This is a genomic window from Pseudomonas sp. zfem002, from assembly GCF_032621685.1.
In the GTDB taxonomy this organism is placed as follows: domain Bacteria; phylum Pseudomonadota; class Gammaproteobacteria; order Pseudomonadales; family Pseudomonadaceae; genus Aquipseudomonas; species Aquipseudomonas japonica.
Genome location: NZ_JAVYJH010000010.1, coordinates 93,059 through 117,157 on the forward strand (window position 1 = coordinate 93,059; position 24,099 = coordinate 117,157).

Annotated in this window: 19 protein-coding genes and 1 pseudogene; 5 read left to right on the forward strand and 15 right to left on the reverse strand. The window is 64.3% G+C overall.

Going from position 1 to position 24,099, the window contains the following annotated elements; all coding sequences use genetic code 11:
• Window positions 1–7 precede the first annotated feature (7 nt).
• The 8 genes from hutH (RTI28_RS13810) to hutC all read right to left on the reverse strand — a co-directional run bounded on the left by hutH (RTI28_RS13810) (window position 8) and on the right by hutC (window position 9,181).
• Entirely contained in the window at window positions 8–1,543 is a 1,536-nt protein-coding gene (hutH, locus tag RTI28_RS13810) for a histidine ammonia-lyase (protein ID WP_316920947.1), read from the reverse strand.
• A gap of 22 nt (window positions 1,544–1,565) precedes the next feature.
• Window positions 1,566–3,086, reverse strand: a complete 1,521-nt coding sequence (gene hutH / locus RTI28_RS13815) for a histidine ammonia-lyase (RefSeq protein ID WP_316920948.1) — start codon at window positions 3,084–3,086, stop codon at window positions 1,566–1,568.
• A gap of 8 nt (window positions 3,087–3,094) precedes the next feature.
• Window positions 3,095–3,925 (reverse strand): glycine betaine/L-proline ABC transporter ATP-binding protein, encoded by an 831-nt coding sequence (locus tag RTI28_RS13820; protein ID WP_084702422.1) that lies wholly within the window; start codon window positions 3,923–3,925, stop codon window positions 3,095–3,097.
• The gene (locus RTI28_RS13825; protein ID WP_316920949.1) at window positions 3,922–4,773 is read right to left on the reverse strand and encodes a proline/glycine betaine ABC transporter permease; all 852 of its coding nucleotides are present in this window, start codon (window positions 4,771–4,773) and stop codon (window positions 3,922–3,924) included. Before RTI28_RS13825 ends, RTI28_RS13820 begins: the two co-directional genes overlap by 4 nt.
• A 36-nt stretch (window positions 4,774–4,809) precedes the next feature.
• Window positions 4,810–5,778 (reverse strand): ABC transporter substrate-binding protein, encoded by a 969-nt coding sequence (locus RTI28_RS13830; protein ID WP_316920950.1) that lies wholly within the window; start codon window positions 5,776–5,778, stop codon window positions 4,810–4,812.
• A 124-nt stretch (window positions 5,779–5,902) separates the two neighbouring features.
• Window positions 5,903–7,582, reverse strand: a complete 1,680-nt coding sequence (gene hutU / locus RTI28_RS13835; RefSeq protein WP_316920951.1) for a urocanate hydratase — start codon at window positions 7,580–7,582, stop codon at window positions 5,903–5,905.
• A gap of 313 nt (window positions 7,583–7,895) precedes the next feature.
• The gene (locus RTI28_RS13840; RefSeq protein ID WP_316920952.1) at window positions 7,896–8,474 is read right to left on the reverse strand and encodes a HutD family protein; all 579 of its coding nucleotides are present in this window, start codon (window positions 8,472–8,474) and stop codon (window positions 7,896–7,898) included.
• The gene (gene hutC, locus RTI28_RS13845; protein WP_316920999.1) at window positions 8,471–9,181 is read right to left on the reverse strand and encodes a histidine utilization repressor; all 711 of its coding nucleotides are present in this window, start codon (window positions 9,179–9,181) and stop codon (window positions 8,471–8,473) included. Before hutC ends, RTI28_RS13840 begins: the two co-directional genes overlap by 4 nt.
• Window positions 9,182–9,324: 143 nt before the next feature.
• On the opposite strand from hutC, the gene RTI28_RS13850 reads away from it, so the two are divergent.
• Complete coding sequence (locus RTI28_RS13850) at window positions 9,325–10,689, forward strand: formimidoylglutamate deiminase (RefSeq protein ID WP_316920953.1); 1,365 nt, start codon at window positions 9,325–9,327, stop codon at window positions 10,687–10,689.
• A 25-nt stretch (window positions 10,690–10,714) separates the two neighbouring features.
• Here RTI28_RS13850 and RTI28_RS13855 read toward each other — a convergent pair whose 3' ends face one another.
• Window positions 10,715–11,278 carry a lipocalin family protein gene (locus RTI28_RS13855; RefSeq protein WP_316921000.1) on the reverse strand — a complete coding sequence of 188 codons (564 nt, stop codon included), beginning with the start codon at window positions 11,276–11,278 and terminating at the stop codon, window positions 10,715–10,717.
• Window positions 11,278–11,532, reverse strand: coding sequence for an outer membrane protein assembly factor BamE (gene bamE, locus RTI28_RS13860; protein ID WP_042120514.1), 255 nt, complete (start codon window positions 11,530–11,532; stop codon window positions 11,278–11,280). The genes RTI28_RS13855 and bamE overlap by 1 nt, the downstream gene beginning before the upstream one ends.
• 225 nt (window positions 11,533–11,757) lie before the next feature.
• Between bamE and RTI28_RS30335 the strand changes: the two are divergent.
• Window positions 11,758–12,795: pseudogene (locus RTI28_RS30335) on the forward strand (cache domain-containing protein); the annotation flags it as partial.
• A gap of 129 nt (window positions 12,796–12,924) precedes the next feature.
• Window positions 12,925–13,650, forward strand: a complete 726-nt coding sequence (locus RTI28_RS30340; RefSeq protein WP_410478987.1) for a methyl-accepting chemotaxis protein — start codon at window positions 12,925–12,927, stop codon at window positions 13,648–13,650.
• Between the two features lie 168 nt (window positions 13,651–13,818).
• Here the strand turns inward: RTI28_RS30340 and RTI28_RS13870 are convergent, their stop codons facing one another.
• The 3 genes from RTI28_RS13870 to RTI28_RS13880 form a co-directional block, all read right to left on the reverse strand.
• The gene (locus RTI28_RS13870) at window positions 13,819–14,415 is read right to left on the reverse strand and encodes a DUF924 family protein (protein WP_316920955.1); all 597 of its coding nucleotides are present in this window, start codon (window positions 14,413–14,415) and stop codon (window positions 13,819–13,821) included.
• Between the two features lie 6 nt (window positions 14,416–14,421).
• Window positions 14,422–15,432, reverse strand: coding sequence for a class 1 fructose-bisphosphatase (locus RTI28_RS13875; protein WP_042120520.1), 1,011 nt, complete (start codon window positions 15,430–15,432; stop codon window positions 14,422–14,424).
• Between the two features lie 142 nt (window positions 15,433–15,574).
• Window positions 15,575–18,025, reverse strand: a complete 2,451-nt coding sequence (locus RTI28_RS13880) for a glycogen/starch/alpha-glucan phosphorylase (protein WP_316920956.1) — start codon at window positions 18,023–18,025, stop codon at window positions 15,575–15,577.
• A 199-nt stretch (window positions 18,026–18,224) separates the two neighbouring features.
• Between RTI28_RS13880 and RTI28_RS13885 the strand changes: the two genes are divergently transcribed.
• A complete protein-coding gene (locus RTI28_RS13885) occupies window positions 18,225–18,629 on the forward strand; it encodes a YkgJ family cysteine cluster protein (protein ID WP_316920957.1) in 405 nt (134 codons plus the stop codon).
• A 218-nt stretch (window positions 18,630–18,847) separates the two neighbouring features.
• Here RTI28_RS13885 and typA read toward each other — a convergent pair whose 3' ends face one another.
• Both typA and thiI read right to left on the reverse strand, forming a co-directional pair.
• Window positions 18,848–20,671 carry a translational GTPase TypA gene (typA, locus tag RTI28_RS13890; protein WP_042120524.1) on the reverse strand — a complete coding sequence of 608 codons (1,824 nt, stop codon included), beginning with the start codon at window positions 20,669–20,671 and terminating at the stop codon, window positions 18,848–18,850.
• Between the two features lie 115 nt (window positions 20,672–20,786).
• Window positions 20,787–22,241, reverse strand: a complete 1,455-nt coding sequence (gene thiI / locus RTI28_RS13895; protein ID WP_316920958.1) for a tRNA uracil 4-sulfurtransferase ThiI — start codon at window positions 22,239–22,241, stop codon at window positions 20,787–20,789.
• A gap of 330 nt (window positions 22,242–22,571) precedes the next feature.
• On the opposite strand from thiI, the gene glnA reads away from it, so the two are divergent.
• Entirely contained in the window at window positions 22,572–23,978 is a 1,407-nt protein-coding gene (gene glnA / locus RTI28_RS13900; RefSeq protein ID WP_042120526.1) for a type I glutamate--ammonia ligase, read from the forward strand.
• Window positions 23,979–24,099: the final 121 nt, after the last annotated feature.

Sequence of the window (24,099 nt, forward strand, 5' to 3'; positions counted from 1 at the left end):
TCCTCGCTCACGACAGGCTTGGCAGCACGCCGCCCGGCAGCAGGCCGGTGAGGCGAGCCTCGGCGAGCAGCTGCGCAGCGATCTCGATGTCAGGGGCGAAGAAGCGGTCCTTGTCGTAGTGCGGCACGCGATCGCGCAGCACCTTGCGGGCCTGCTCCAGCTTGACCGAGGTCTTCAGCCCGGTACGCAGGTCGAGGCCCTGGCAGGCGCCGAGCCACTCGATGGCGAGGATGCCGCGGGTGTTCTCGGCCATCTCCCACAGGCGCTTGCCGGCGGCCGGGGCCATGGACACGTGGTCTTCCTGGTTGGCCGAGGTCGGCAGGCTGTCGACGCTGTGCGGATGGGACAGGGCCTTGTTCTCGCTGGCCAGGGCCGCAGCGGTGACCTGGGCAATCATGAAGCCGGAGTTGACCCCACCGTTTTCCACGAGGAACGGCGGCAGTTGCGACATGTGCTTGTCCATCATCAGCGAGATGCGACGCTCGCTCAGCGAACCGATCTCGGCGATGGCCAGGGCCATGTTGTCGGCGGCCATGGCCACCGGTTCGGCGTGGAAGTTGCCGCCGGAAATCACATCACCCTGCTCGGCGAACACCAGCGGGTTGTCGGACACCGCGTTGGCCTCGACGGCCAGCACTTCGGCGGCCTGGCGCAGCTGGGTCAGGCAGGCACCCATGACCTGCGGCTGGCAGCGCAGCGAGTACGGGTCCTGGACCTTGCCGCAGTTTTCGTGGGAGGCAGATACCTCGCTGCCGTCACTGAGCAGGTCGCGGTAGCAGGCAGCGGCATCGATCTGCCCGCGCTGGCCACGGGCGGCGTGGATGCGGGCATCGAACGGCGAGCGCGAGCCGAGCACCGCTTCCACGGTCAGGCCGCCGCAGGCGACGGCGGCGGCGAACAGGTCCTCGGCTTCGAACAGGCCACGCAGGGCGTAGGCGGTCGAGGCCTGGGTGCCGTTGAGCAGTGCCAGCCCTTCCTTGGCCGCCAGGGTCAGCGGCTCCAGGCCGGCGACTGCCAGGGCTTCCACCGCCGGCAGCCACTCACCCTTGTAGCGCGCCTTGCCTTCGCCGAGCAGGACCAGCGACATGTGCGCCAGTGGCGCGAGGTCGCCGGAGGCGCCCACCGAGCCCTTCAGCGGGATATGCGGATAGACCTCGGCGTTGACCAGGGCGATCAGCGCGTCGATCACCTTGCGCCGGATCCCGGAGAAACCGCGGCTCAGGCTGTTGATCTTGAGCACCATGATCAACCGCACCATGGCGTCGTCCAGCGGCGCGCCGATGCCGGCAGCGTGGGACAGCACCAGCGAGCGCTGGAGGTTTTCCAGGTCGTGGCTGGCGATGCGGGTCGAGGCCAGCAGGCCGAAGCCGGTGTTGATGCCGTAGGCGGTACGGTCCTCGGCGAGGATCTGTTCGACACAGGCGACGCTGGCGTCGATCTGCGCCGCGGCACTGGCGACCAGGCTCAGGCGCGCGGGTTTCTCGTAGACACCGCGCAGTTCGGCGAGGCTGACCTGGCCGGGAATCAAATTGAAGACGTGCATGTTCTGGCTCCTTGTCGTGGTTTCAGAGCAGCGCCGGCAGGATGTGCCGGGGCAGTTGCGGCTGTTTGAGCAACGCGGCCGTGGTGGCGATGTCCGGCGCCAGCCAACGGTCCTGCAGGTAGGCCGGAACCCGTTCGCGCAGCAGTTGCCAGGCGCGTCCGGTGCCCGCGCCGAAGCGCTGCTCCTTGAGGAATTCGAAGGCCTGGGCCGCCAGCAGGTACTCGATGGCGAGGATCTGCGTGCAGTTTTCCAGGGCCCGGTGCAGCTTGAGCGCGGCGCTGGTGCCGAGGCTCAGGTGGTCTTCCTGCAGGCCCGAGGTGACGAAGTTGTCGACCACCGCCGGCTGCGCCAGCTGACGGTTCTCGGCGCACAGCGAAGCGGCGACGTACTGGACGATCATCATCCCGGAGTTGACCCCCGGTTCGCTGACCAGGAATGCCGGCAGCCCGCTGACATGCGGGTTGACCAGACGATCCAGGCGCCGCTCGGCGATCGCGCCGATCTCCGCCACCGCCACCGCCAGCAGGTCGGCGGCCATGGCCACGGACTGGCCGTGCGGGTTGGCCTGGGACATCACCCGGAACGCCTCCGGGGTGCCCAGCAGCAGCGGATTGTCGGTGGCCGAGTTGAGCTCGGTCTCGACCTGCCGCACGGCATGGGCCAACTGGTCGCGGGAGGCCCCGTGGACCTGCGGGATGGAACGGATGCTCAGGGCGTCCTGGGTGCGGATGCCCTTGCTGCTGGCGATCACTTCGCTGCCGTCCAGCAGCGCGCGCAGGTTGGCGCCGACCTGCTGCATGCCCGGGTGGGGCTTGAGGGCGATGATCTCTTCGTCGAAGGCCGCGATCTGTCCGCGCTGCGCCTCGAAACTCATCGCCGCGATGATATCGGCCCACTCCAGCAGGTGCGTGGCGTCGGCCAGGGCCAGGCAGCTCAGGCCGGTCATGCACGGCGTGCCGTTGACCAGGCACAGGCCGTCCTTGGCGCCCAGTTGCACCGGGGCCAGGCCTTCCTCGGCCAGGGCCGCGGCGGCATCGACGATCTGTCCGCGATAGCTGACCTTGCCCACGCCGAGCAGGCAGATGCCGACATGGGCCATATGGGTCAGGTAACCCACCGAGCCCTGGGACGGCACCTGCGGGGTGATCCCGCGCTCCAGCAGGGCCAGCAGCGCTTCCACCACCGGGCGCTGGATCCCCGACTTGCCATGGCTGAAGTTGACGATGGCGGTGCAGATGATCGCCCGAGTCTGCTCGTCGCTGAGTACCGGACCGACACCGCAGGCGTGGCTGAGCAGGGTGTTGCGCGACAGCTGGCTGAGTTGCTCGCCCTGCAGGGCGACGTTGCACAGCGCCCCCAGGCCGGTATTGACGCCGTAGGCACGCTCGCCGCTTTCGACGATGCGGCGAACGATGGCCTGGGCATTCTCGATCCGCGCCCAGGCGCTGTACGACAGGCTGAGGCTGGCGCCGTGGCGCGCCACGGCGACGATGTCCTGCCAGCGCAACGGGGCGTCGGCGATCAGCACATTCTCTTGCGGCATGGCGGTCCTCATACGGTGGCGGCGCGGCGCTGGACGAAGCGGTCGACGTACTCGTCCGCCGGCGAATGGAGAATCTCCCGCGGCGTGCCGACCTGGATCAGCCGCCCGTCCTTGAGGATCGCGATACGGTTGCCGATGCGCACGGCTTCATCGAGGTCATGGGTGATGAACACGATGGTCTTGTGCAGGGTTTTCTGCAGTTCCAGCAACTGGTCCTGCATTTCCGCGCGGATCAGCGGGTCGAGGGCGCTGAAGGCCTCGTCCATGAGGATGATGTCGGTGTCCGCGGCCAGGGCCCGGGCCAGGCCGACGCGCTGGCGCATGCCGCCGGAAAGCTGGTGCGGATAGGACTTCTCGTAGCCCTTCAGGCCCACGGTGGTGATCCAGTGCTGGGCGCGCTCGGCGCACAGCTGCTTGCTCTCGCCGCGGATCTTCAGGCCGTAGGCGACGTTCTCCAGCACGGTCTTGTGCGGCAGCAGGCCGAAGCTCTGGAAGACCATGCTGATCTTGCGCCGGCGAAACTGGCGCAGGGCTTCCATGTCGTACTGCAGGATGTCCTCGCCATCCACCAGGATCGCGCCGCTGGTGGGGTCGATCAGGCGGTTGAAGTGACGCACCAGGGTCGACTTGCCGGAACCGGACAGGCCCATGATGACGAAAATCTCGCCGGCGCCGATGGACAGCGACAGGTCGTTGACCCCCACCACGCAGCCGGTCTTGGCCAGTACCTGCTCCTTGCTGTGCGACTCGCCGATCAGACGCAGCGCCTCGGCGGAACGCTCGCCGAAGATCTTGAAGACGTTCTTCACTTCGATCTTGTTCATGGCAGCCGTACTCATTTGCTCACCTCATGCCGCGCCCGGCCGTAGGCCTGGGTGATGCGGTCGATCACCACCGCGAGAATCACGATTGCCAGCCCGGCTTCCAGGCCGCGACCGACGTTCAGGGTCTGAATGCCCACCAGTACGTCCTCGCCGAGGCCGCGGGCGCCGATCATCGAGGCGATCACCACCATCGACAGGGCCATCATGGTGGTCTGATTGATGCCCGCCATGATGCTCGGCAGGGCCAGCGGCAGCTGCACGCCGAACAGTTGCTGCCAGCGGTTGGCGCCGAAGGCGTTGATCGCTTCCATGACTTCGCCATCGACCTGGCGGATGCCCAGGTCGGTGAGGCGGATCAGCGGCGGCGCGGCGTAGATCACCGTGGCGAAGATCGCCGGGACCTTGCCCAGGCCGAACAGCATCAGCACCGGGATCAGGTACACGAAGCTGGGCATGGTCTGCATGATGTCGAGCAGCGGCATCAGCACGGCGCGCAGGCGGTCGCTGCGCGCCGAGAGGATGCCCAGGGGGATGCCGATCAGCACCGAGATCAGCGTCGCCACCAGCATCAGCGCCAGGGTCTGCATGAGCTTGTCCCACAGCCCCACCGCCCCTACCAGGAACAGCAGGCCGACGATCACCACGGTCGGCAGCACGCGGCGGGTGGCGTGCCAGGCGACCAGGCCGACCACCGCCAGCATCAGCCACCAGGGCGTGGCCCGCAGCAGGCCTTCGAGGTTGACGATGGCCCAGAGCAGGGTGTCGGAGATCTGCCGGAACACATCACCGTAGTTGGTCACCAGCGCATCGACCCAGCCGTTGACCCAGTCGGCGATGGAGAAGGTAAAGTTTTCGGGGAACATAGGGTTCACTCATCACTCATCAGGTGGAAAAGGTGCTCAGAGCGCCGCGTCGATTTTCTTCGCCGCGTCTTCGCTGACCCACGCATGCCAGATTTCAGGATGTTCCTTGAGGAAGGCTTTTGCCAGCTTCGGCGACTCGATGCGCTCCTTGCTCATGCGCGCCAGGTTCTGGTTGAGCAGGTCGATCGGCAGGTTGACCTTCTCCAGCACCGCGACCAGCTCCGGAGCGCCCTCGTGGAAGGCTTTCGACAGGCCGACCTTGATGCTCACGCTCTTGTCGACACCGGGCTTTTCATCCAGTTTGATCAGGTCCACCTGGCCCATCAGCGGGGTCGGGGTCCAGTAATAGAAGAGGATCGGCTCGCCGCGCTTGTAGCTCGACAGCACTGCCGCATCCAGTGCCGGGCCGGTGCCCGGGCGGAAATTGGTGTAGCTGTTTTCCAGGCCGTAGTCCTTGAGCATCGCCGAGTTGTCCAGCTCGCAGGTCCAGCCGGCCGGGCAGTTGTAGAAACGCCCCTTGGACGGCTCTTCCGGGTCCTTGAACACCGTCGCGTACTGGCCCAGGTCGGCGATGGCCTTGAGGTTCGGCGCCTTGGCTTCGAGCTTGCGCTTGGCATCGCCCTCGACCACATAGCGCGGTACGTACCAACCTTCGACGGCACCGACCACCGGGGCGCCGACGCCGACCACCTTGCCGGCGGCCTCGGCCTTTTTCCACACCTCGCTGCGGCCGACCCACTCCTCGGCGAAGACCTGGATGTCATTGGTGCCCAGGGCGTTCTCCATGGTGATGGAGTTGCCCGGCAGGCTGTCGGTTTCGCAGCCGTAGCCGTTCTTCAGGACGAACTGCATGACGTCGGTCAGCAGCATCCCGCTTTCCCAGTTCAGTCCGGCGAATTTCACCGCCTTGCCGGACTCGCACCAGCCGGCGGCCTGGCTACCGCCCGACAGACTCAACAGGCCAAGGGCACACAGCGACGCAAGCAGGGTCTTGTTGGTTTTCATTGCATGACGCTCCCAAACAGGAAAGTGGATATCGGCAGTTCAGCGGCCCTTGGGCCAGGCGCCCGGTCGTCCCGTCCATGAAACGCCGCGACGAGGGCCGTGTGCACGGCCCCCGCGACGCGGATCAGCCGGTGATCATCGGCAGGTTCAGGCCCTGCTCTTTGGCACAGTCGATTGCAATCTGGTAGCCGGCGTCGGCGTGACGCATCACACCGGTGCCTGGGTCGTTGGTCAGCACGCGGGCAATACGCTCGGCCGCTTCATCGCTGCCGTCGCAGACGATGACCATGCCCGAGTGTTGCGAGAAGCCCATGCCCACGCCACCGCCGTGGTGCAGGGAGACCCAGGTGGCACCGCTGGCGGTGTTCAGCAGGGCATTGAGCAGCGGCCAGTCGGACACGGCATCGGAACCGTCCTGCATCGCTTCGGTTTCGCGGTTCGGGCTGGAGACCGAGCCGGAGTCGAGGTGATCGCGACCGATAACGATAGGCGCGGAAAGCTCACCGCGACGGACCATTTCGTTGAATGCCAGGCCCAGCTTGGCGCGCAGGCCCAGGCCGACCCAGCAGATACGTGCCGGCAGACCCTGGAAGCTGATGCGCTCGCGGGCCATGTCCAGCCAGTTGTGCAGGTGGGCGTCGTCCGGGATCAGTTCCTTGACCTTGGCGTCGGTCTTGTAGATGTCCTCGGCGTTGCCCGACAGCGCGGCCCAGCGGAACGGCCCGATGCCGCGGCAGAACAGCGGACGGATGTAGGCCGGGACGAAACCGGGGAAGTCGAAGGCATTGGCGACGCCCTCTTCTTTCGCCATCTGGCGGATGTTGTTGCCGTAGTCGAAGGTCGGGATACCCTGCTTCTGGAAGTCCAGCATGGCCTGTACGTGCACGGCCATGGACTGCTTGGCGGCCTTGACCACTGCGGCCGGCTCGGTTTTCGCGCGGTCGCGGTACTGCTCCCAGGTCCAGCCGGCCGGCAGGTAGCCGTTCAGGGGGTCGTGGGCGCTGGTCTGGTCGGTGACCATGTCCGGACGCACGCCACGCTTGATCAGTTCCGGGAGGATTTCCGCGGCGTTGCCCAGCAGGGCGATGGAGATGGCCTTGCCTTCGGCGGTGTAGCGGGCGATGCGCGCCAGGGCGTCGTCGAGGTCCTTGGCCTGCTCGTCGACGTAGCGGCTGGACAGGCGGAAGTCGATACGGCTCTGCTGGCATTCGATGTTCAGCGAGCAGGCGCCGGCCAGGGTCGCGGCCAGTGGCTGGGCGCCGCCCATGCCGCCGAGGCCGGCGGTCAGTACCCATTTGCCCTTGAGGTTGCCGTCGTAGTGCTGGCGACCGGCTTCGACGAAGGTTTCGTAGGTGCCCTGGACGATGCCCTGGCTACCGATGTAGATCCAGCTGCCGGCGGTCATCTGGCCGTACATGGCCAGGCCCTTGGCATCCAGTTCGTTGAAGTGTTCCCAGTTGGCCCAGTGCGGTACCAGGTTGGAGTTGGCGATCAGCACGCGCGGGGCATTGGCGTGGGTCTTGAACACGCCGACCGGCTTGCCGGACTGCACCAGCAGGGTCTCGTCGTCGTTCAGGTGGGTCAGGCTCTCGACGATCTTGTCGTAGCACGCCCAGTTGCGCGCCGCACGACCGATGCCGCCGTAGACCACCAGTTCTTTCGGGTTCTCCGCCACTTCCGGGTCGAGGTTGTTCATCAGCATGCGTAGCGGGGCTTCGGTCAGCCAGCTCTTGGCGGTGAGCTTGTTGCCGCGGGGGGCGCGGATTTCGACGTCACGGAATTTGTTCAGGTTGTTGTCAGTCACGAAAGGGCTCCTCGAGCGATCTATCCAATCCCAACCAGGCGGTGGGCCAGCGGCGTTTACGAACAGCGCGGAGGGGACGGCCTATCCACTCATACGCACACATCTTTACTTGTACATACAAGCATATGCAATTGGATTGCCAACCCTTGGAACGGCTTCATCAAAAAAACTCGGCGCATGCCTACAGCCCTTGTGGAACAAGGCCGGGAAATCTTGCAGAGGAGAATGGAGAGGAACGGAGGGAGCAGTGGGGACCAAGGCGGCATTGCGCCACCTTGGGGCATTCGGTAACAAAGTGTGCGCGGGTGGTGCGTTACCCGGAAACAGCGGTGAGTTCGATCAGGCAGCAGCGACCGGTGATATCCAGGGTGCGCAGTTGCTCGTTGTCCTGCAGATAAAGGCAGTCGTACAGACCGAGCGTCTGCTCCGGCTGACCGCTGACGCCGATCTGCAACGAAGCCTGGGCACTGAACAGCAGCAGCGTGCTGGCGGAACTGAACACCCGGCTGTAGCCGCTGAACCACTGCAGGCGCGCACGGTAACGCTGCGGCGCGTAGATCAGGTTGAAATCACGGATCGGCCCGCCCAGCAGGCGGCAACTGACCTGGCTCTCACCACTGAACACATAGGCATCGAACGGCAGCAGGGCGCGGCTCGGCTGACCATCGACCTGCAGGACCATGCCATCGCCCTGCAACACGGTGATGATCCGCTGGTAACCGGCGAAGCTGGAGAAGTCACCGGACTCGCCGATGTCGGCGATCGACAGGCGCCAGCCGAAACCTTCGAGGCCCTGGCCGGCGTCGCGGGTGATCTCTTCGGTGCTGCCGCCGCCATTCTTCCACGGCATGCGCGGGTAGTCGGCGGCGCGTAACAGGGTCAACTCGGTCATTTGCTGAAGCGTCCTTCGAGGCGATGGCGGGAACCGGGGTGGATCAGTCGCGCGGCCGTGACCGGCTGGCGGCCCGACCAGGTACGACGGCGGATCAGCAGGCAGGGCTCGCTGTGTTCGATCTGCAGCAGGCTGCATTCATAGGCATCGGCGAGGATCGCCTCGACCACGTGCTCGCCTTCGGTCAGCGGCGCGACCTGGGACAGGTAGGCATAGGGCGTCTGCCGGGTGAAATCCTGATTGAGGTAGTCCGGGGCGATCTGTGCGTTGACGTAGCGGTCTTCGATCTGCACTGCCACGCCGTTTTCGTAGTGCACGATCAACGAATGGAAGACCCGCTGGCCTTCGCGCATGTCCAGGGCCAGGGCACGCTCGGAACCGGCGACTTCCTCGGCCAGGGTCACCACCTGGCAGCTGTGCTGGTGACCGCGGGCGGCGATCTCGTCGGCAATGTTGTGCACGTCGAACAGCGCCGAGTGCGTCTTCGGTTCGGCGACGAAAGTACCAACGCCCTGCATGCGCACCAGCAACCCCTCGGCGGTCAGTTCACGCAGGGCACGGTTGATGGTCATGCGGCTGAAGCCCAGTTCGTTGACCAGTTCGCTTTCCGAGGGCACCCGATGGTGCGGCGGCCAGGTGCCGCTCTCGATCTGCTGGACGATCATCTGTTTGACCCGGGCATACAGCGGCGCCGGCCCCTCGCCCATCTGGGCAACCAGCTTGGAGACAGGAGGTTTCGGCACTGGAAAAGTCCTTGTTCTATTGAATGAACGGTAGCTTGCCGGAGTTTACCCAGCAGGCAAACGTCTGTATATGTATATACAAATAAACAGAACGAGGTGCCGTGTCGATGTCCGTCTTCTTTGCCGAACGCGCTCTGTTGCCCGGTGGCTGGGCTGAAAACGTCAGGATCGAGGTCGGCGCCGATGGCCTGCTGACGTCGATCCAGGCCGACGCTTCGTCGGACGGCGCGGAAAAACTCGCCGGCCCGCTGCTGCCGGGCATGCCCAACCTGCACTCGCATGCCTTCCAGCGCGCCATGGCCGGGCTGGCGGAAGTCGCCGGCAATCCCAACGACAGCTTCTGGACCTGGCGCGAGCTGATGTACCGCCTGGTCGGCAAGATCAGCCCCGAGCAACTGCAGGTGATCGCCCGCCAGCTGTACATCGAGATGCTCAAGGCGGGCTACACCTCGGTCGCCGAATTCCACTACGTCCACCATGACCCGCAGGGCAAGCCCTACGCCGACCCGACCGAACTGTCCCGACGCATCAGCGCCGCGGCCAGCCAGAGCGGCATCGGCCTGACCCTGCTGCCGGTGCTCTACAGCCACTCGGGCTTCGGCGGCCAGGCCCCGAACGAGGGCCAGCGGCGCTTCATCAACGGCACCGAGCAGTACCTCGATCTGCAGGCGCGACTGCAAGCGGTGCTGGCCGCGCAACCGGCCCAGGGCCTGGGGCTGTGCTTCCACTCGCTGCGTGCGGTGACGCCAGAGCAGATCGCCAGCGTGCTGGCCGCCAGCGACAAGGCCTGCCCGGTGCATATCCACATCGCCGAACAGCAGAAGGAAGTGAACGACTGCCTGGCCTGGAGCGGGCGTCGGCCGATCCAGTGGCTGTACGACAACGTCGAGGTGGACCAGCGCTGGTGCCTGGTGCATGCCACCCATGCCGAAGCCGATGAAGTGACGGCGATGGCCAGGAGCCGGGCGATCGCCGGGCTGTGCCTGACCACCGAGGCGAACCTCGGTGACGGGATCTTCCCGGCCGTGGACTTCCTCGCCCAGGGTGGGCGCATGGGCATCGGTTCGGACAGCCATGTGTCGCTGAGCGTGGTGGAGGAACTGCGCTGGCTGGAGTACGGCCAGCGCCTGCGCGATCAGCGGCGCAACCGCCTGTATGGCGCGGCGCAGCCGATGGTCGGGCGCACCCTGTTCGATGCCGCGCTGGATGGCGGTGCGCAGGCGCTGGGGCAGGCCATCGGCGAACTGGCCGTGGGCAAGCGCGCCGACTGGCTGGTGCTGGACGGCGTGGACCCGTATATCGCCACCGCCGATGGCGACAACATCCTCAACCGCTGGCTGTTTGCCGGCGGGGATCGGCAGGTGCGGGATGTGATGGTGAATGGGCGGTGGGTGGTCAGGCAGGGGCGGCATGCGGATGAAGAGGACAGTGCCCTTGCGTTTACCGGCGTCCTGAAAGAGCTGCTTGGCTGATTCTGGGACCGCAAAGCGGTCCCAATCACGGTTTCCGGGCCATATCCCGATCCGCAACCCGCCACACCAGCCGCGTCGTGTCATACCCCTGCTGCCGCGCCTTGGCCAGCAGGCTCTCGCGCTCCACCGCCGGCAAGTTCGGGGTCCGCGACAGCAACCACAGGTACTTGCGATCCGGGTTGCCCACCAGCGCCGTCTGGTAGTCGCTGCTCACATACAGCACCCAGTAGTTGCCCCTGGGCGCGCCGGGCAATTTCATGAACCAGTTGTCGAACTGCACCCACAGCTTGTCGGTCTTGCCCGGCACCTGCGGCGTGGCACTGCCGCTGGCTTCCTGCCATTTGCCCTCGAGGGTCAGGCAGCGATTGAGCACCCCGACGCTGCCATCGACGCGCAGGTTGTAGTGCGCTTCGGACTGCGCACAGTCGCGCTGGAAATACATCGGCAGACGCGCCAGCTCGTACCACTTGCCCTGGTAACGCTTGAAATCGACGCGATCCACCGTCTTCGGCGGCACGGGCCCGACGTCCGGCGTGGCGCAACCGGCCAGCGCCAGCACCGCGCAACCGGCCAGCAGCGCACGACGAATCATTTCAGTCCCTGCCCCGCGTACATCAGCACCTTGTCGCCGGCGTACTGGACACTGATGAAGGTCTTTTCATCACCCCAGGTGCAGCTGGACACACCGAGGGCGCCGGAGCATTCGGTCGGGCTGCCCAGCAGGCTCTCGACCTCGGCCTTGCTCATACCGGTCTTGAGCTTGGAATAGTTTTCCTGGTTGAGCTTGCTGCACGCAGCCAGCAACACGCACAGGGACAACAGGGCGACGGAACGCAACGACATGAAGGGGTACTCCTGGGAATGAAGGTGACAGGGCCAGACCGCTGCCGACAGCTTAGAAGGATAAATCTCACTCCGGTTCCCGAAGGCCCCCGCTTTCAATCCCGCGCAATCGTTCACCTTTTGTCGGCTGCTGGCGGAACCGATTAATCTTTTTCCTGCGGCGGACGACACAGGAGGCGCTGCGGCGGATTGCCGCGCCCCTTCCGTGAATTGCGTGACCTCGAAATGACCAAGAACCTGAAATTCAGCCACAAGATCCTGGTGGCGGCCGCCCTCATCGTGGTGCTGGCCTTCACCTGCTTCGTCCTGTTCAACGATTACCGCCAACGCCAGTCCCTGCGGGCCGGCACCGAAGCCTCGATGCAGGAACTGGGTACCCTGACCGCCGGCAACATCCGCAGCTGGCTGGACAGCCGCATCCAGATCCTCGCCTCCTTCGCCCAGCAGGTGGCTGTCGACGGTCCCGGCAAGGACGCCCTGAACCGCAGCCTGGCGCTGCCGGTGTACAACGCCAACTTCGCCCTCACCTACTTTGGCGGCAAGGACGGCGCCATGCAGTCGGTCCCGGTCGGCAACCGTCCCGCCGACTACGACCCGCGGGTGCGCGGCTGGTACAAGAGCGCCACGGCCGCCGGCCAGACCATCGTCACCGAGCCGTACATCTCCGCCTCCATGGGCAAGCTGGTGGTGACCATCGCCACCCCGGTGCAGCAGGCTGGTCAGCAGATCGGCGTCGCCGGCGCCGACACCGCCCTGGATACCATCAGCGCGATCATCAACTCGCTGAATTTCGACGGCCACGGCCACGCCTTCATCGTCAACGGCGACGGCAAGATCCTCATCCACCCCAAGGGCGAGCTGGCCCTGAAAACCCTGGCGGAAGCTTATCCACAGGGCGCGCCGGTGATCGGCAAGGGCATGAAGGAAGTCGAGATCGACGGCCGCGCGCAGTTCATCAGCTTCACTCACGTCGACGGTGTGCCATCGGCGGACTGGTATGTCGCCCTGGTCCTCGACCAGGACGCCGCCTTCGCCATGCTCGGCGAGCTGCGCAGCTCGGCGGTGGTGGCGACCATCGCCGCGGTGCTGATCATCATCGCCCTGCTCGGCGTACTGATCCGCGTGCTGATGGAACCGCTGCACGTGATGGGCCGGGCCATGCATGACATCGCCGAGGGCAAGGGCGACCTGACCCGCCGCCTGAACATCCACGCCCACGACGAATTCGGCACCCTGGGCCAGTCGTTCAACCGCTTCGTCGAGCGCATTCACGAATCGATCCGCGAAGTGTCCTCGGCCACCGGCCAGGTCAACGAGGTCGCCCTGCGCGTGATCAGCGCGTCCAATGCCTCGATCCACAACGCCGACCAGCAGTCGAGCCGCACCAGCAGCGTGGCCGCGGCGATCAACGAACTGGGCGCCGCAGCCCAGGAAATCGCCCAGAACGCCGCCCTCGCCTCGCAGCATTCCAGCGCTGCGCGCGGCCTGGCCGAAGACGGTCAGCAGGTGGTCGAGCAGACCATCGAGGTGATGAACCAGCTATCGGCGAAGATCAGCGACTCCTGCGGCAATATCGAGACGCTCAACGCCAATACGGTGAACATCGGGCAGATCCTCGAAGTGATCGCCGGTATCTCCCAGCAGACCAACCTGCTGGCGCTCAACGCCGCTATCGAAGCGGCGCGGGCTGGCGAGGCGGGTCGTGGCTTCGCGGTGGTGGCGGACGAAGTGCGCAACCTCGCCCACCGCACCCAGGACTCGGCGCAGCAGGTGCAACGGATCATCGAGGAACTGCAATCCGGCGCCCAGGTGGCGGTGAGCACCATGACCGAGAGCCAGCAGCACAGCCAGCACAGCGTGGGCATCGCCAACCAGGCGGGCGAACGCCTGGGCAGCGTGACCCAGCGCATTGGCGAGATCGACGGGATGAACCAGTCGGTCGCCACTGCCACCGAGGAACAGACCGCCGTGGTGGAGTCGATCAATGTCGACATCACCGAGATCAATACGCTGAACCAGGAAGGTGTGGAAAACCTGCAGGCGACCTTGCGTGCCTGCAACGACCTGGAGCATCAGGTCGAGCGGTTGAAGCACCTCGTAGGTAGCTTCAGGATCTGAACTGCCCTGCAGGAGCGTGGCTTGCCCGCGAAGGACCTGTAGGAGCTGGCTTGCCTGCGAAGGACCGCGCAGCGGTCCCAGACCTCAACGCTATCTGGGACCGCTGCGCGGTCCTTCGCGGTGGTTCGTCACACGACAAGCCACGCTCCTACGAGGTTGGCGCGGCTCCTAGAACCGGGAACCCGGCTCCAGCAGGAAATCCATCTCTTCACTGGTACTCGGCCGCCCCAGCACCAGGTTGCGGTGCGGGAAGCGCCCGAACCGGGCAATCACCCGCTGGTGCTGCTCGGCATAGTCGAGGAAGCCTTCGAACAGGCGACGATCCGCCGCCGGCTGCGCCGCCAGCAGGGCCTGGTAGCGCTCGACGCAGATGTTCTGCCAGTCCAGCACCTCGGCATGCTCCAGCACCAGCAGGATGAACACCCGCTGCAGCGGCAGCAGCTGGTAATCCCAGGCCCGATCCAGGCCCTGCATCACCAGCACCTGAGCGCGCCGGTCGCCGTCGAAGGCGCGCGGCGTGTCGCGGTGGATCATGCGCGGCAACTGGTCCAGCAGCAGGACCAGCCCCAGCCAGCCCTGCGGACTCTGCAGCCACTCGTCCAGACCACCGGCCAGGGCCTGCTCGACCAGCGGGCCGAAGCGCTCCTGCGCCTCGGCGTCGTGGTGCTTGCCGAACCACAGCGTGCTCTTCTCGTCAGCCACGTCCTGGGGACTGGTGCCCCATCCGAACCACCACTCCAGCAACGGCTGCCAAGGTGCGAGCATGGCTGTTTACTCCTGGTGATAACCGGTGACGCGCTGGACTTCCTCTTTCGAACCGAGGAATACCGCCACGCGCTGGTGCAGGCTGTCCGGCTGGATGTCGAGGATGCGCTGGGTACCGTCGGTGGACGCACCACCGGCCTGCTCGATGATGAAGGACATCGGGTTGGCTTCGTACATCAGTCGCAGCTTGCCCGGCTTGCCCGGCTCACGGGCGTCGCGCGGGTACATGAACAGGCCGCCGCGGGTCAGGATGCGGTGCACGTCGGCAACCATCGAAGCGATCCAGCGCATGTTGTAGTTCTTCTTCAACGGGCCGGTCTCGCCTTCCAGCAGCTCGCCGACGTAGCGCTTGACCGGGGCTTCCCAGTGACGCTGGTTGGACATGTTGATGGCGAACTCGGCGGTGGTTTCCGGCACCTTGATGTTCTCGTGGGTCAGGACGAAGCTGCCCAGCTCGCGGTCCAGGGTGAAGCCCTTGACGCCGTTGCCCAGGGTCAGGATCAGCATGGTCTGCGGACCGTAGATCGCGTAACCGGCGGCGACCTGCTTGGTGCCCGGCTGGAGGAAGGCCTTTTCGTTCAGGCTTTCGTTCTGGCTCAGGTACTCGTTGGGGCAGCGCAGCACCGAGAAGATGGTGCCGACGGAGACGTTGACGTCGATGTTCGACGAGCCGTCCAGCGGGTCGAAGACCAGCAGGTAGGCGCCTTTCGGGTACTTGCCGGGAATCTGGTAGGCATTGTCCATCTCTTCCGAGGCCATGCCGGCCAGGTGACCGCCCCACTCGTTGGCTTCGAGGAGGATGTCGTTGGAGATCACGTCCAGCTTCTTCTGGACTTCGCCCTGCACGTTCTCGGTGCCCATGCTGCCCAGCACGCCACCGAGGGCGCCCTTGGACACGTTGTGGCTGATTTCCTTGCATGCGCGCGCCACCACTTCGATGAGGAAGCGCAGATCGGCAGGGGTGCTGTTGCTACGGGTCTGCTCAATCAGATAGCGACTCAGGGTAACGCGGGACATGTATGGCTCCGGAGGATTGGGGAGGAAAAAATCCCACGCAGTTTACAGGGAGAGCACGGCGCGGGCGAGCAGTAGGACAGCCCTGCCCGATCAGACGACACATTCGGCGTCTGGTTCCCGCCGCCCGCCGCGCCGCTGCCGTTCATTCCAGGGCGGTCCAGATCTCCCGGGCGTACTCGCCGATGGTCCGGTCCGAGGAGAACCAGCCCATCCGCGCGGTATTGAGCACCGCCGAGCGCCACCAGCGGTTGGGCTCGTGCCAGAGTTCGTCGACCCGCCGCTGCGCCTCCCAGTACGCATCGAAATCGGCGCAGAGCAGGAAGCGGTCGTAGGCCACCAGCGAATCCACCAGGCCGACGTAGCGCGCCGGGTCGTCCGGCGAGAACACCCCGCCACGGATCGCCTGGAGCACATCGTTGAGCCGGTGCGAGGCGCCGATGATCGGGCTGGCGCCGAAATCGCCGTTGCGCTTGCGGCTTTCCACCTGCTGCGCGGTCAGGCCGAAGATGAACATGTGCTCGGCGCCTACCTGCTCGCACATTTCCACGTTGGCACCGTCGAGGGTGCCGATGGTCAGCGCGCCATTGAGGCCGAACTTCATGTTGCTGGTGCCCGAGGCCTCATAGCCGGCGGTGGAGATCTGCTCGGAGAGGTCCGCCGCCGGAATGATGCTTTCCGCCAGGCTGACGTTGTAGTTGGGCAGGAACACCACCTTGAGCAGGCCGCGCACGGTGGGGTCGTTGTTGACCACCTGGGCGATGTCGTTGGCCAGCTTGATGATCAGCTTGGCCTGGTGATAGCTGGCCGCCGCCTTGCCGGCGAAGATCTTCACCCGCGGCACCCAGTCGGTGCCCGGCTCGGCGCGGATCGCCTGGTACAGGGCGACGGTATGCATCAGGTTGAGCAACTGGCGCTTGTACTCGTGGATCCGTTTGACCTGGACGTCGAACATCGCTTCCGGATTGACCGTGATGCCCAGGCGTTCCTGGATGATGCTCGCCAGGGCGCGCTTGCTGTGCAGGCGCTGCTCGGCGAATTTCTTGCGGAACGCCGGCTTGTCGGCAAAGGGTTCGAGGCCGCGCAGCTTGGTTTCCGGGTTGTCCAGCACGTCATCGCCCAGGGCATCCATGAGCATGTGGGTCAACGCCGGGTTGGCCTGGTACAACCAGCGGCGGAAGGTGATGCCGTTGGTCTTGTTGTTGATCCGCTCCGGGTAGAGCTTGTGCAGCTCGGCGAACACCGTGCTGCGCATCAGCTTGGTGTGCAGCGCCGACACGCCGTTGACGCTGTGCGAGCCGAGGAACGCCAGGTTGCCCATGCGCACCCGCCGGCCGTTGTCTTCCTCGATCAGCGACACCGCGCGCAGCACGTCGAAGTCGTGGATGCCTTTGGCCCGCAGGGCATCGATATGGTAGGCGTTGATCAGGTAGATGATCTGCATGTGCCGCGGCAGCATGCGCTCCATCAGGCCGACCGCCCAGGTCTCCAGCGCTTCCGGCAGCAGGGTGTGGTTGGTGTAGGCAAGCGTGTTCACCGTCAGGCGCCAGGCGGTATCCCACGGCACCTCGTGCTGGTCCACCAGCAGGCGCATCAGCTCGGCCACGGCGATCGACGGGTGGGTGTCGTTGAGCTGGATGGCCGCCTGCTCGGGCAGGTTGAGCAGGCTGTCGTGCATGTTCAGGTGGCGGCGCAGCAGGTCCTGCAGCGAGGCCGAGACGAAGAAGTACTCCTGGCGCAGGCGCAGCTCCTGGCCGGCCTCGGTGCTGTCGGCCGGGTACAGCACCCGGGAAATGCTTTCGGCGCGGGCCACTTCGGCCACCGCGCCCAGGTGGTCGCCGGCGTTGAAGCGCTCCAGGTGCAGCTCCTCCAGGGCCCGCGCGCGCCACAGGCGCAGGGTGTTGACGCTGGCGCCGCGCCAGCCGACCACCGGAGTGTCATAGGCCACCGCGCGCACGGTTTCCGCCGGCCACCAGACCTGGCGCGGCTCGCCGTCGCCGCCGCTGACGGTTTCGACGCGACCGCCGAAGCTGATCGGGTAGATCACCTCGGCCCGTTCGAATTCCCAGGGGTTGCCGAAGTCCAGCCAGTTCTCGGTCTGCTCCTGCTGCCAGCCATCGACCACCGCCTGGCGAAACAGACCGTGCTCATAGCGGATGCCATAACCATGGGCGGCGATGCCGAGGGTCGACATGCTTTCCATGAAGCACGCCGCCAGACGCCCGAGGCCACCGTTGCCCAGCGCCGCGTCCGGTTCCAGCAGGCGGATGCGTTCGAGATCGACATCCAGCCCCTCCAGGGCTTCGCGGGCCACGTCCAGCAGGCCAAGGTTGCTCAGGCTGTCGTACAGCAGGCGGCCGATGAGGAATTCGAGGGAGAGGTAATAAACGCGCTTCTGGCTCTTGCGATAGATCTGCCGGGTGTGGTCCATCCAGTGATCGACCATGTGGTCCCTGGCCGCCAGGGCGATGGCTTCGAACCAGTCATGGTCGAAAGCGTGTTCCGGGTCCTTGCCGACCGCATAGGTCAGTTTTTCCAGCACAGCGGTGCGAAATGCCGCCACCTCTGCGTCACGAGCATTCGATTCCTGAGACATGCGGTGTCCTCGGGCGAGTTTGGCGATTGCGGATGGAGATCAGACAGCCTAGACGGTTCGACACAGAGCGTTGCCGCTGGTTCGCCGGTAACCCTGCAAAAGCGGGACCGCCCAGGGACGATTTCGCAAATGGTTGTTCACATTTTGATCAACTCCGGTATGATCGCGCGCCTTCCTATACCTATATGCCTGACCCCTGATGAAACCGACCCTGATTGCCGCCGCCGAGCTCGACCGTCTCGAAACGTGGCAGAAGTACGCCAGCCACATGTGCGGCGGCTGCATGTCCACCTGCTGCACCCTGCCGGTGGAAGTGAAGTTGAAAGACCTGATCCGTATCGGCGTGGTGGATGAATTCGAAATCGGCGAGCCGCCGAAGAATATCGCCAAGCGCTTGCAGAAGGACGGCATCGTCGAGCGCTTCAACCAGAAGTCGGGGATCTTCACCCTGACCCGGATGAGCAACGACGACTGCCTCTATCTGGATCGCAAGAGCCGCCTGTGCACCATTTACGACAAGCGCCCGGACACCTGCCGCAACCACCCACGGGTGGGGCCGCGGCCGGGGTACTGCGCGTACAAACCGAAGCCGGTGGCGCGCTGATCCTTGATTCAACACGGACGGCGTGGGAGCGGATTCATCCGCGATCGGCGGCAAAGCCGTCGTAAACCCTGAGCCCCCAATCTGTCCGACATATCGGGGATACAGGTTTTATGGCCGCTTCGCGGCCAATCGCGGATGAATCCGCTCCCACGCCGACCGCGCAGGTAAAAAAAAGCCCCCGGCCTTTCGACCGGGGGCTTTTTCATTTCAAGCCTGGCTTAGTTGGCCTTGGCTTTCTTGGCAGCGCGGGTACGCTCGCCTTCGTCGAGGATCTTCTTGCGCAGACGGATCGACTTCGGCGTGACTTCGCACAGTTCGTCGTCCTGGATGAATTCCAGGGCCTGTTCCAGGGTGAAACGAACCGGCGGAACCAGGGCGATGGTCTCGTCCTTGCCCGAAGCACGCATGTTGTCGAGCTTCTTGCCTTTGGTTGGGTTGACGCCCAGGTCGTTGTCGCGGCTGTTCAGACCGACGATCTGACCGTTGTAGATCTCCTGGCCGTGCTCGACGAACAGCTTGCCGCGCGCCTGCAGGGTTTCCAGGGAGTAGGTCAGGGCCTTGCCGGTTTCGACCGAAACCAGAACACCGTTCAGACGGCCGGACATGTGGCCGGACTTCATGGTGTCGTAGCGATCGAAGATCGAGGTCAGGATGCCGGCACCGTTGGTCAGGGTCAGGAACTGGTTACGGAAACCGATCAGACCGCGAGCAGGGATGTTGTACTCCAGACGTACACGGCCCTTGCCATCCGGCGCCATGTTGGTCAGGTCGCCCTTACGCAGGCCCATCTCTTCCATGACCTTGCCCTGGGATTCTTCAGGGATGTCGATGGTGACGTTTTCGAACGGCTCGTGCTTGCTGCCATTGACTTCGCGGATGATCACTTCAGGACGGCCCACGGCCATCTCGAAGCCTTCGCGACGCATGGTTTCGATCAGAACCGACAGGTGCAGCTCACCACGACCGGAAACCTTGAACTTGTCGGCCGAGTCGCCTTCTTCAACGCGCAGGGCAACGTTGTACAGCAGCTCCTTGTCCAGACGCTCCTTGATGTTGCGGGAGGTCACGAACTTGCCTTCCTTGCCGCAGAACGGCGAGTCGTTGACCTGGAAGGTCATGGACACGGTCGGCTCGTCGACGGTCAGCGGCTTCATCGCTTCGACTGCGTCCGGGGAGCACAGGGTGTCGGAGATGAACAGCTCGTCGAAACCGCTGATGCAGACGATGTCGCCAGCCTGGGCTTCTTCGACGTCGATGCGGTGCAGGCCGTGGTGGCCCATCAGCTTGAGGATACGGCCGTTGCGGCGCTTGCCGTCGGTGTCGATGGCGACCACCGGGGTGTTCGGCTTGACGCGACCACGGGCGATACGGCCAACACCGATCACACCCAGGAAGCTGTTGTAGTCCAGAGCGGAGATCTGCATCTGGAACGGACCATCGCGGTCAACGGCCGGCGCAGGCACGTTGTCGACGATCGACTGGTACAGCGGGGTCATGTCTTCGGCCATCTCGGTGTGGTCCAGACCGGCGATGCCGTTCAGGGCCGAGGCGTAGACGACTTTGAAGTCCAGCTGTTCGTCGGTGGCACCGAGGTTGTCGAACAGGTCGAAGATCTGGTCCAGAACCCAGTCAGGACGCGCGCCCGGACGGTCGACCTTGTTGATCACGACGATCGGCTTCAGACCGGCTTCGAAGGCCTTCTTGGTCACGAAGCGGGTTTGCGGCATAGGGCCGTCCTGGGCGTCGACCAGCAGCAGCACGGAGTCGACCATCGACATCACGCGCTCTACCTCGCCACCGAAGTCGGCGTGGCCGGGGGTGTCGACGATGTTGATGTGGTAGCCATTCCAGTTGATGGCGGTGTTCTTCGCCAGAATGGTAATGCCGCGCTCTTTTTCCTGGTCGTTGGAGTCCATGACGCGCTCGTCGTTGAGCTCGTTACGCTCCAGGGTGCCGGACTGGCGCAGGAGTTTGTCGACCAGGGTGGTTTTGCCATGGTCAACGTGGGCGATGATGGCGATGTTGCGCAGATTCTCAATCACTGTGTGTATCTCGATCTCAGGTATTCGGTGCCGCCGCCAGGGCAGCGGGTTTCAGTAGTCGGAGCAGGAAATCCGGTCGGGAGGACGATGGCGAGAGCGGTCGCCATCGTGCTTCCTAGGCGGGGCGATAAACGCGCACATTGGCGTGTCCCTCACTGAGCAGGTGATGAGCATGCAGGCGGCTCATGACACCTTTATCGCAATAGAGCAAATACTGACGGTTGCCATCCAGGTGCTTGAAGCGGCTGTTCAGGGCGTAGAACGGCACGGCCTGGACTTCGATGCCGTCGAGCTTCAGGGGTTCGTCTTCCTGGGCATCCGGGTGACGGATGTCGATGACGATCTGGCCCGGCAGGGCCTCGCTCAGCTCTTCGACCTGGATGTCCTGGCCGAGTTCGTCGATCACGTTGTCGATGGAAATGTAGCGGGCGCGCTCCAGGGCGCGCTCCAGCACGTCCATGTCGAACTGCTTCTCTTCATGGTCGACACGGTGGCGCTTGGCGCAGGTGGTCGGGTTCACCGAGATCACGCCGCAGTATTCCGGCATGTGCTTGGCGAACTCGGCGGTGCCGATCTGGTTGGCCTGGTCGATGATGTCCTGCTTGTGGCTGGCCAGCAGCGGGCGCAGCACCAGCTTCTCGGTGGCCGAGTCGATCACCGCGAGGTTCGGCAGGGTCTGGCTGGACACCTGGGAAATCGCCTCGCCGGTCACCAGCGCATCGATTTCCAGACGGTCGGCAACCTTGGTGGCGGCGCGCAGCATCATGCGCTTGAGGGTCACACCCATGTAGCTGTTGTCGACCTTGCCGAGGATCTCGCCGACCACTTCCTCGAACGGCACGCTGACGAACAGCACGCGCTGGCTGCTGCCGTACTTCTTCCACAGGTAGTGGGCGACTTCCATCACCCCCAGCTCATGGGCGCGGCCGCCGAGGTTGAAGAAGCAGAAGTGGGTCATCAGGCCGCGGCGCATCATCTGGAAGGCCGCCACGGTGGAGTCGAAGCCACCGGACATCAGCACCAGGGTCTGCTCCAGCGCGCCCAGCGGGTAGCCGCCGATGCCCTTGTGCTGGTTGTGGATCACGTACAGGCGCTTGTCGCGGATCTCGATGCGCACTTCCACTTCCGGGGTGCGCAGGTCGATGCCGGCTGCGCCGCACTGCTGGCGCAGCTGGCTGCCGACATAGCGGTCGACGTCCATCGAGGTGAAATCGTGGTGGCCGCCGCGCTTGCAGCGCACGGCGAAGCGCTTGCCGGCCAGCAGGTGGCCGAAATGCGTCTTGCACTTGGCGACGATGTCGTCGAAGTCGCCCAGCGGGTATTCGTCGACCTGCAGGAAATGCGCGATCCCCGGCATGCAGGTCAGGCGCTCGGTCATCTCGCGCAGCACTTTCTCGTCCTCGATGCGGGTGACCACTTCGAGGTTGTCCCAGACGCCGTCGACCTTGACCTCGGGATCGAGTTCACGCAGCACGGCACGGATGTTACGGCCGAGCTGACGGATGAACCGCTTGCGGACCGGGCGGCTCTTGATGGTGATTTCTGGAAAGACTTTGACGATCAGTTTCATGAAAAACAGCGCGCGAGCGGCCAGCCGAAAAAGGGGGGCGCGGATTATAGCGGAAATTGCTCAAGGTTTGACCAACTTTTGTCCGATCGCTTTACGATGCACCATTTTGGTTCGCCCTGGCTTTTTTGCGCATCTAAAGAGTGCAGAAAAAATCGAGATTTCCTACAGAAAGGGCTGAAACGCGAGAAAAGGGGGCATAAATCCCATTTCCGGGCACTGGCATGCAATTTGCTCCCTTGTGATGCAGGTTGCCCTGGCCGACTATTCGCGCCCGGCATCACCCAAATTGAAGGGCTGCACAGGCACGCTCTACCCCACCCGGAGGACACTATGTCGAAGTCGGTTCAACTCATCAAAGATCATGACGTTAAATGGATTGATCTGCGCTTCACTGACACCCGCGGCACTCAGCACCACGTGACCATGCCAGCCCGTGATGCGCTGGATGACGACTTCTTCGAAGTCGGCAAGATGTTCGACGGTTCCTCCATCGCTGGCTGGAAAGGCATCGAAGCATCCGACATGATCCTGATGCCGGTCGACGACACCGCCGTCCTGGACCCGTTCACCGAAGAGCCGACCCTGATCCTGGTCTGCGACATCATCGAACCTTCCAGCATGCAAGGCTACGATCGCGACCCACGTGCGATCGCCAAGCGCGCCGAGGAATACCTGAAAAGCACCCTGATCGGTGACACCGTGTTCGCCGGTCCAGAGCCTGAGTTCTTCATCTTCGACGAAGTGAAGTTCAAGTCCGACATCTCCGGCTCGATGTTCAAGATCTTCTCCGAACAAGGCTCCTGGATGTCCGACCAGGACGTCGAAGGCGGCAACAAAGGCCACCGTCCAGGCGTCAAGGGCGGCTACTTCCCGGTTCCGCCGTTCGACCACGACCACGAAATCCGTACCGCCATGTGCAACGCACTGGAAGAGATGGGTCAGTCCGTCGAAGTTCACCACCACGAAGTGGCGACTGCCGGCCAGAACGAAATCGGCGTCAAGTTCAACACCCTGGTGAAGAAGGCTGACGAAGTTCAGACCCTGAAATACGTCGTGCACAACGTTGCCGATGCCTACGGCCGCACCGCGACCTTCATGCCGAAGCCTCTGTACGGCGACAACGGCTCGGGCATGCACGTCCACATGTCGATCTGGAAAGACGGCAAGAACACCTTCGCCGGCGAAGGCTATGCCGGTCTGTCCGACACCGCCCTGTACTTCATCGGCGGCATCATCAAGCACGGCAAGGCCCTGAACGGCTTCACCAACCCGGCAACCAACTCCTACAAGCGTCTGGTTCCAGGTTTCGAAGCTCCGGTAATGCTGGCCTACTCGGCGCGCAACCGTTCCGCCTCGATCCGTATTCCTTACGTCGGCAGCCCGAAAGCCCGTCGTATCGAAGCACGCTTCCCGGACCCGGCTGCCAACCCGTACCTGGCCTTCGCTGCCCTGCTGATGGCCGGTCTGGACGGTATCCAGAACAAGATCCACCCAGGCGATGCCGCCGACAAGAACCTGTACGACCTGCCGCCTGAAGAGGCCAAGGAAATCCCGCAGGTTTGCGGCAGCCTGAAAGAAGCCCTGGAAGAGCTGGACAAGGGCCGCGCCTTCCTGACCAAGGGCGGCGTATTCTCCGACGACTTCATCGATGCCTACATCGCGCTGAAATCGGAAGAAGAAATCAAGGTTCGCACCTTCGTACACCCACTGGAATACGATCTGTACTACAGCTGCTGATCCAGTGACGCTCGCGCAAGCGACGTAGTCGGAAAAGGCCTCCTTCGGGAGGCCTTTTTCTTACAGGCGGTGACTCCCCGGCTGATAGTTCAGCCTTTCCAGGTCACCCATGCTGGCCCGC

Bases quoted from the DNA above. Each gene is read 5' to 3' on its own strand.
- hutH (WP_316920947.1), bottom strand. From the start codon at position 1,543: ATGCACGTCTTCAATTTGATTCCCGGCCAGGTCAGCCTCGCCGAACTG.
- hutH (WP_316920948.1), bottom strand. From the start codon at position 3,086: ATGCCGCAAGAGAATGTGCTGATCGCCGACGCCCCGTTGCGCTGGCAG.
- RTI28_RS13820 (WP_084702422.1), bottom strand. From the start codon at position 3,925: ATGAGTACGGCTGCCATGAACAAGATCGAAGTGAAGAACGTCTTCAAG.
- RTI28_RS13825 (WP_316920949.1), bottom strand. From the start codon at position 4,773: ATGTTCCCCGAAAACTTTACCTTCTCCATCGCCGACTGGGTCAACGGC.
- RTI28_RS13830 (WP_316920950.1), bottom strand. From the start codon at position 5,778: ATGAAAACCAACAAGACCCTGCTTGCGTCGCTGTGTGCCCTTGGCCTG.
- RTI28_RS13840 (WP_316920952.1), bottom strand. From the start codon at position 8,474: ATGACCGAGTTGACCCTGTTACGCGCCGCCGACTACCCGCGCATGCCG.
- hutC (WP_316920999.1), bottom strand. From the start codon at position 9,181: ATGGGCGAGGGGCCGGCGCCGCTGTATGCCCGGGTCAAACAGATGATC.
- RTI28_RS13850 (WP_316920953.1), top strand. From the start codon at position 9,325: ATGTCCGTCTTCTTTGCCGAACGCGCTCTGTTGCCCGGTGGCTGGGCT.
- bamE (WP_042120514.1), bottom strand. From the start codon at position 11,532: ATGTCGTTGCGTTCCGTCGCCCTGTTGTCCCTGTGCGTGTTGCTGGCT.
- RTI28_RS13870 (WP_316920955.1), bottom strand. From the start codon at position 14,415: ATGCTCGCACCTTGGCAGCCGTTGCTGGAGTGGTGGTTCGGATGGGGC.
- RTI28_RS13875 (WP_042120520.1), bottom strand. From the start codon at position 15,432: ATGTCCCGCGTTACCCTGAGTCGCTATCTGATTGAGCAGACCCGTAGC.
- RTI28_RS13880 (WP_316920956.1), bottom strand. From the start codon at position 18,025: ATGTCTCAGGAATCGAATGCTCGTGACGCAGAGGTGGCGGCATTTCGC.
- RTI28_RS13885 (WP_316920957.1), top strand. From the start codon at position 18,225: ATGAAACCGACCCTGATTGCCGCCGCCGAGCTCGACCGTCTCGAAACG.
- thiI (WP_316920958.1), bottom strand. From the start codon at position 22,241: ATGAAACTGATCGTCAAAGTCTTTCCAGAAATCACCATCAAGAGCCGC.
- glnA (WP_042120526.1), top strand. From the start codon at position 22,572: ATGTCGAAGTCGGTTCAACTCATCAAAGATCATGACGTTAAATGGATT.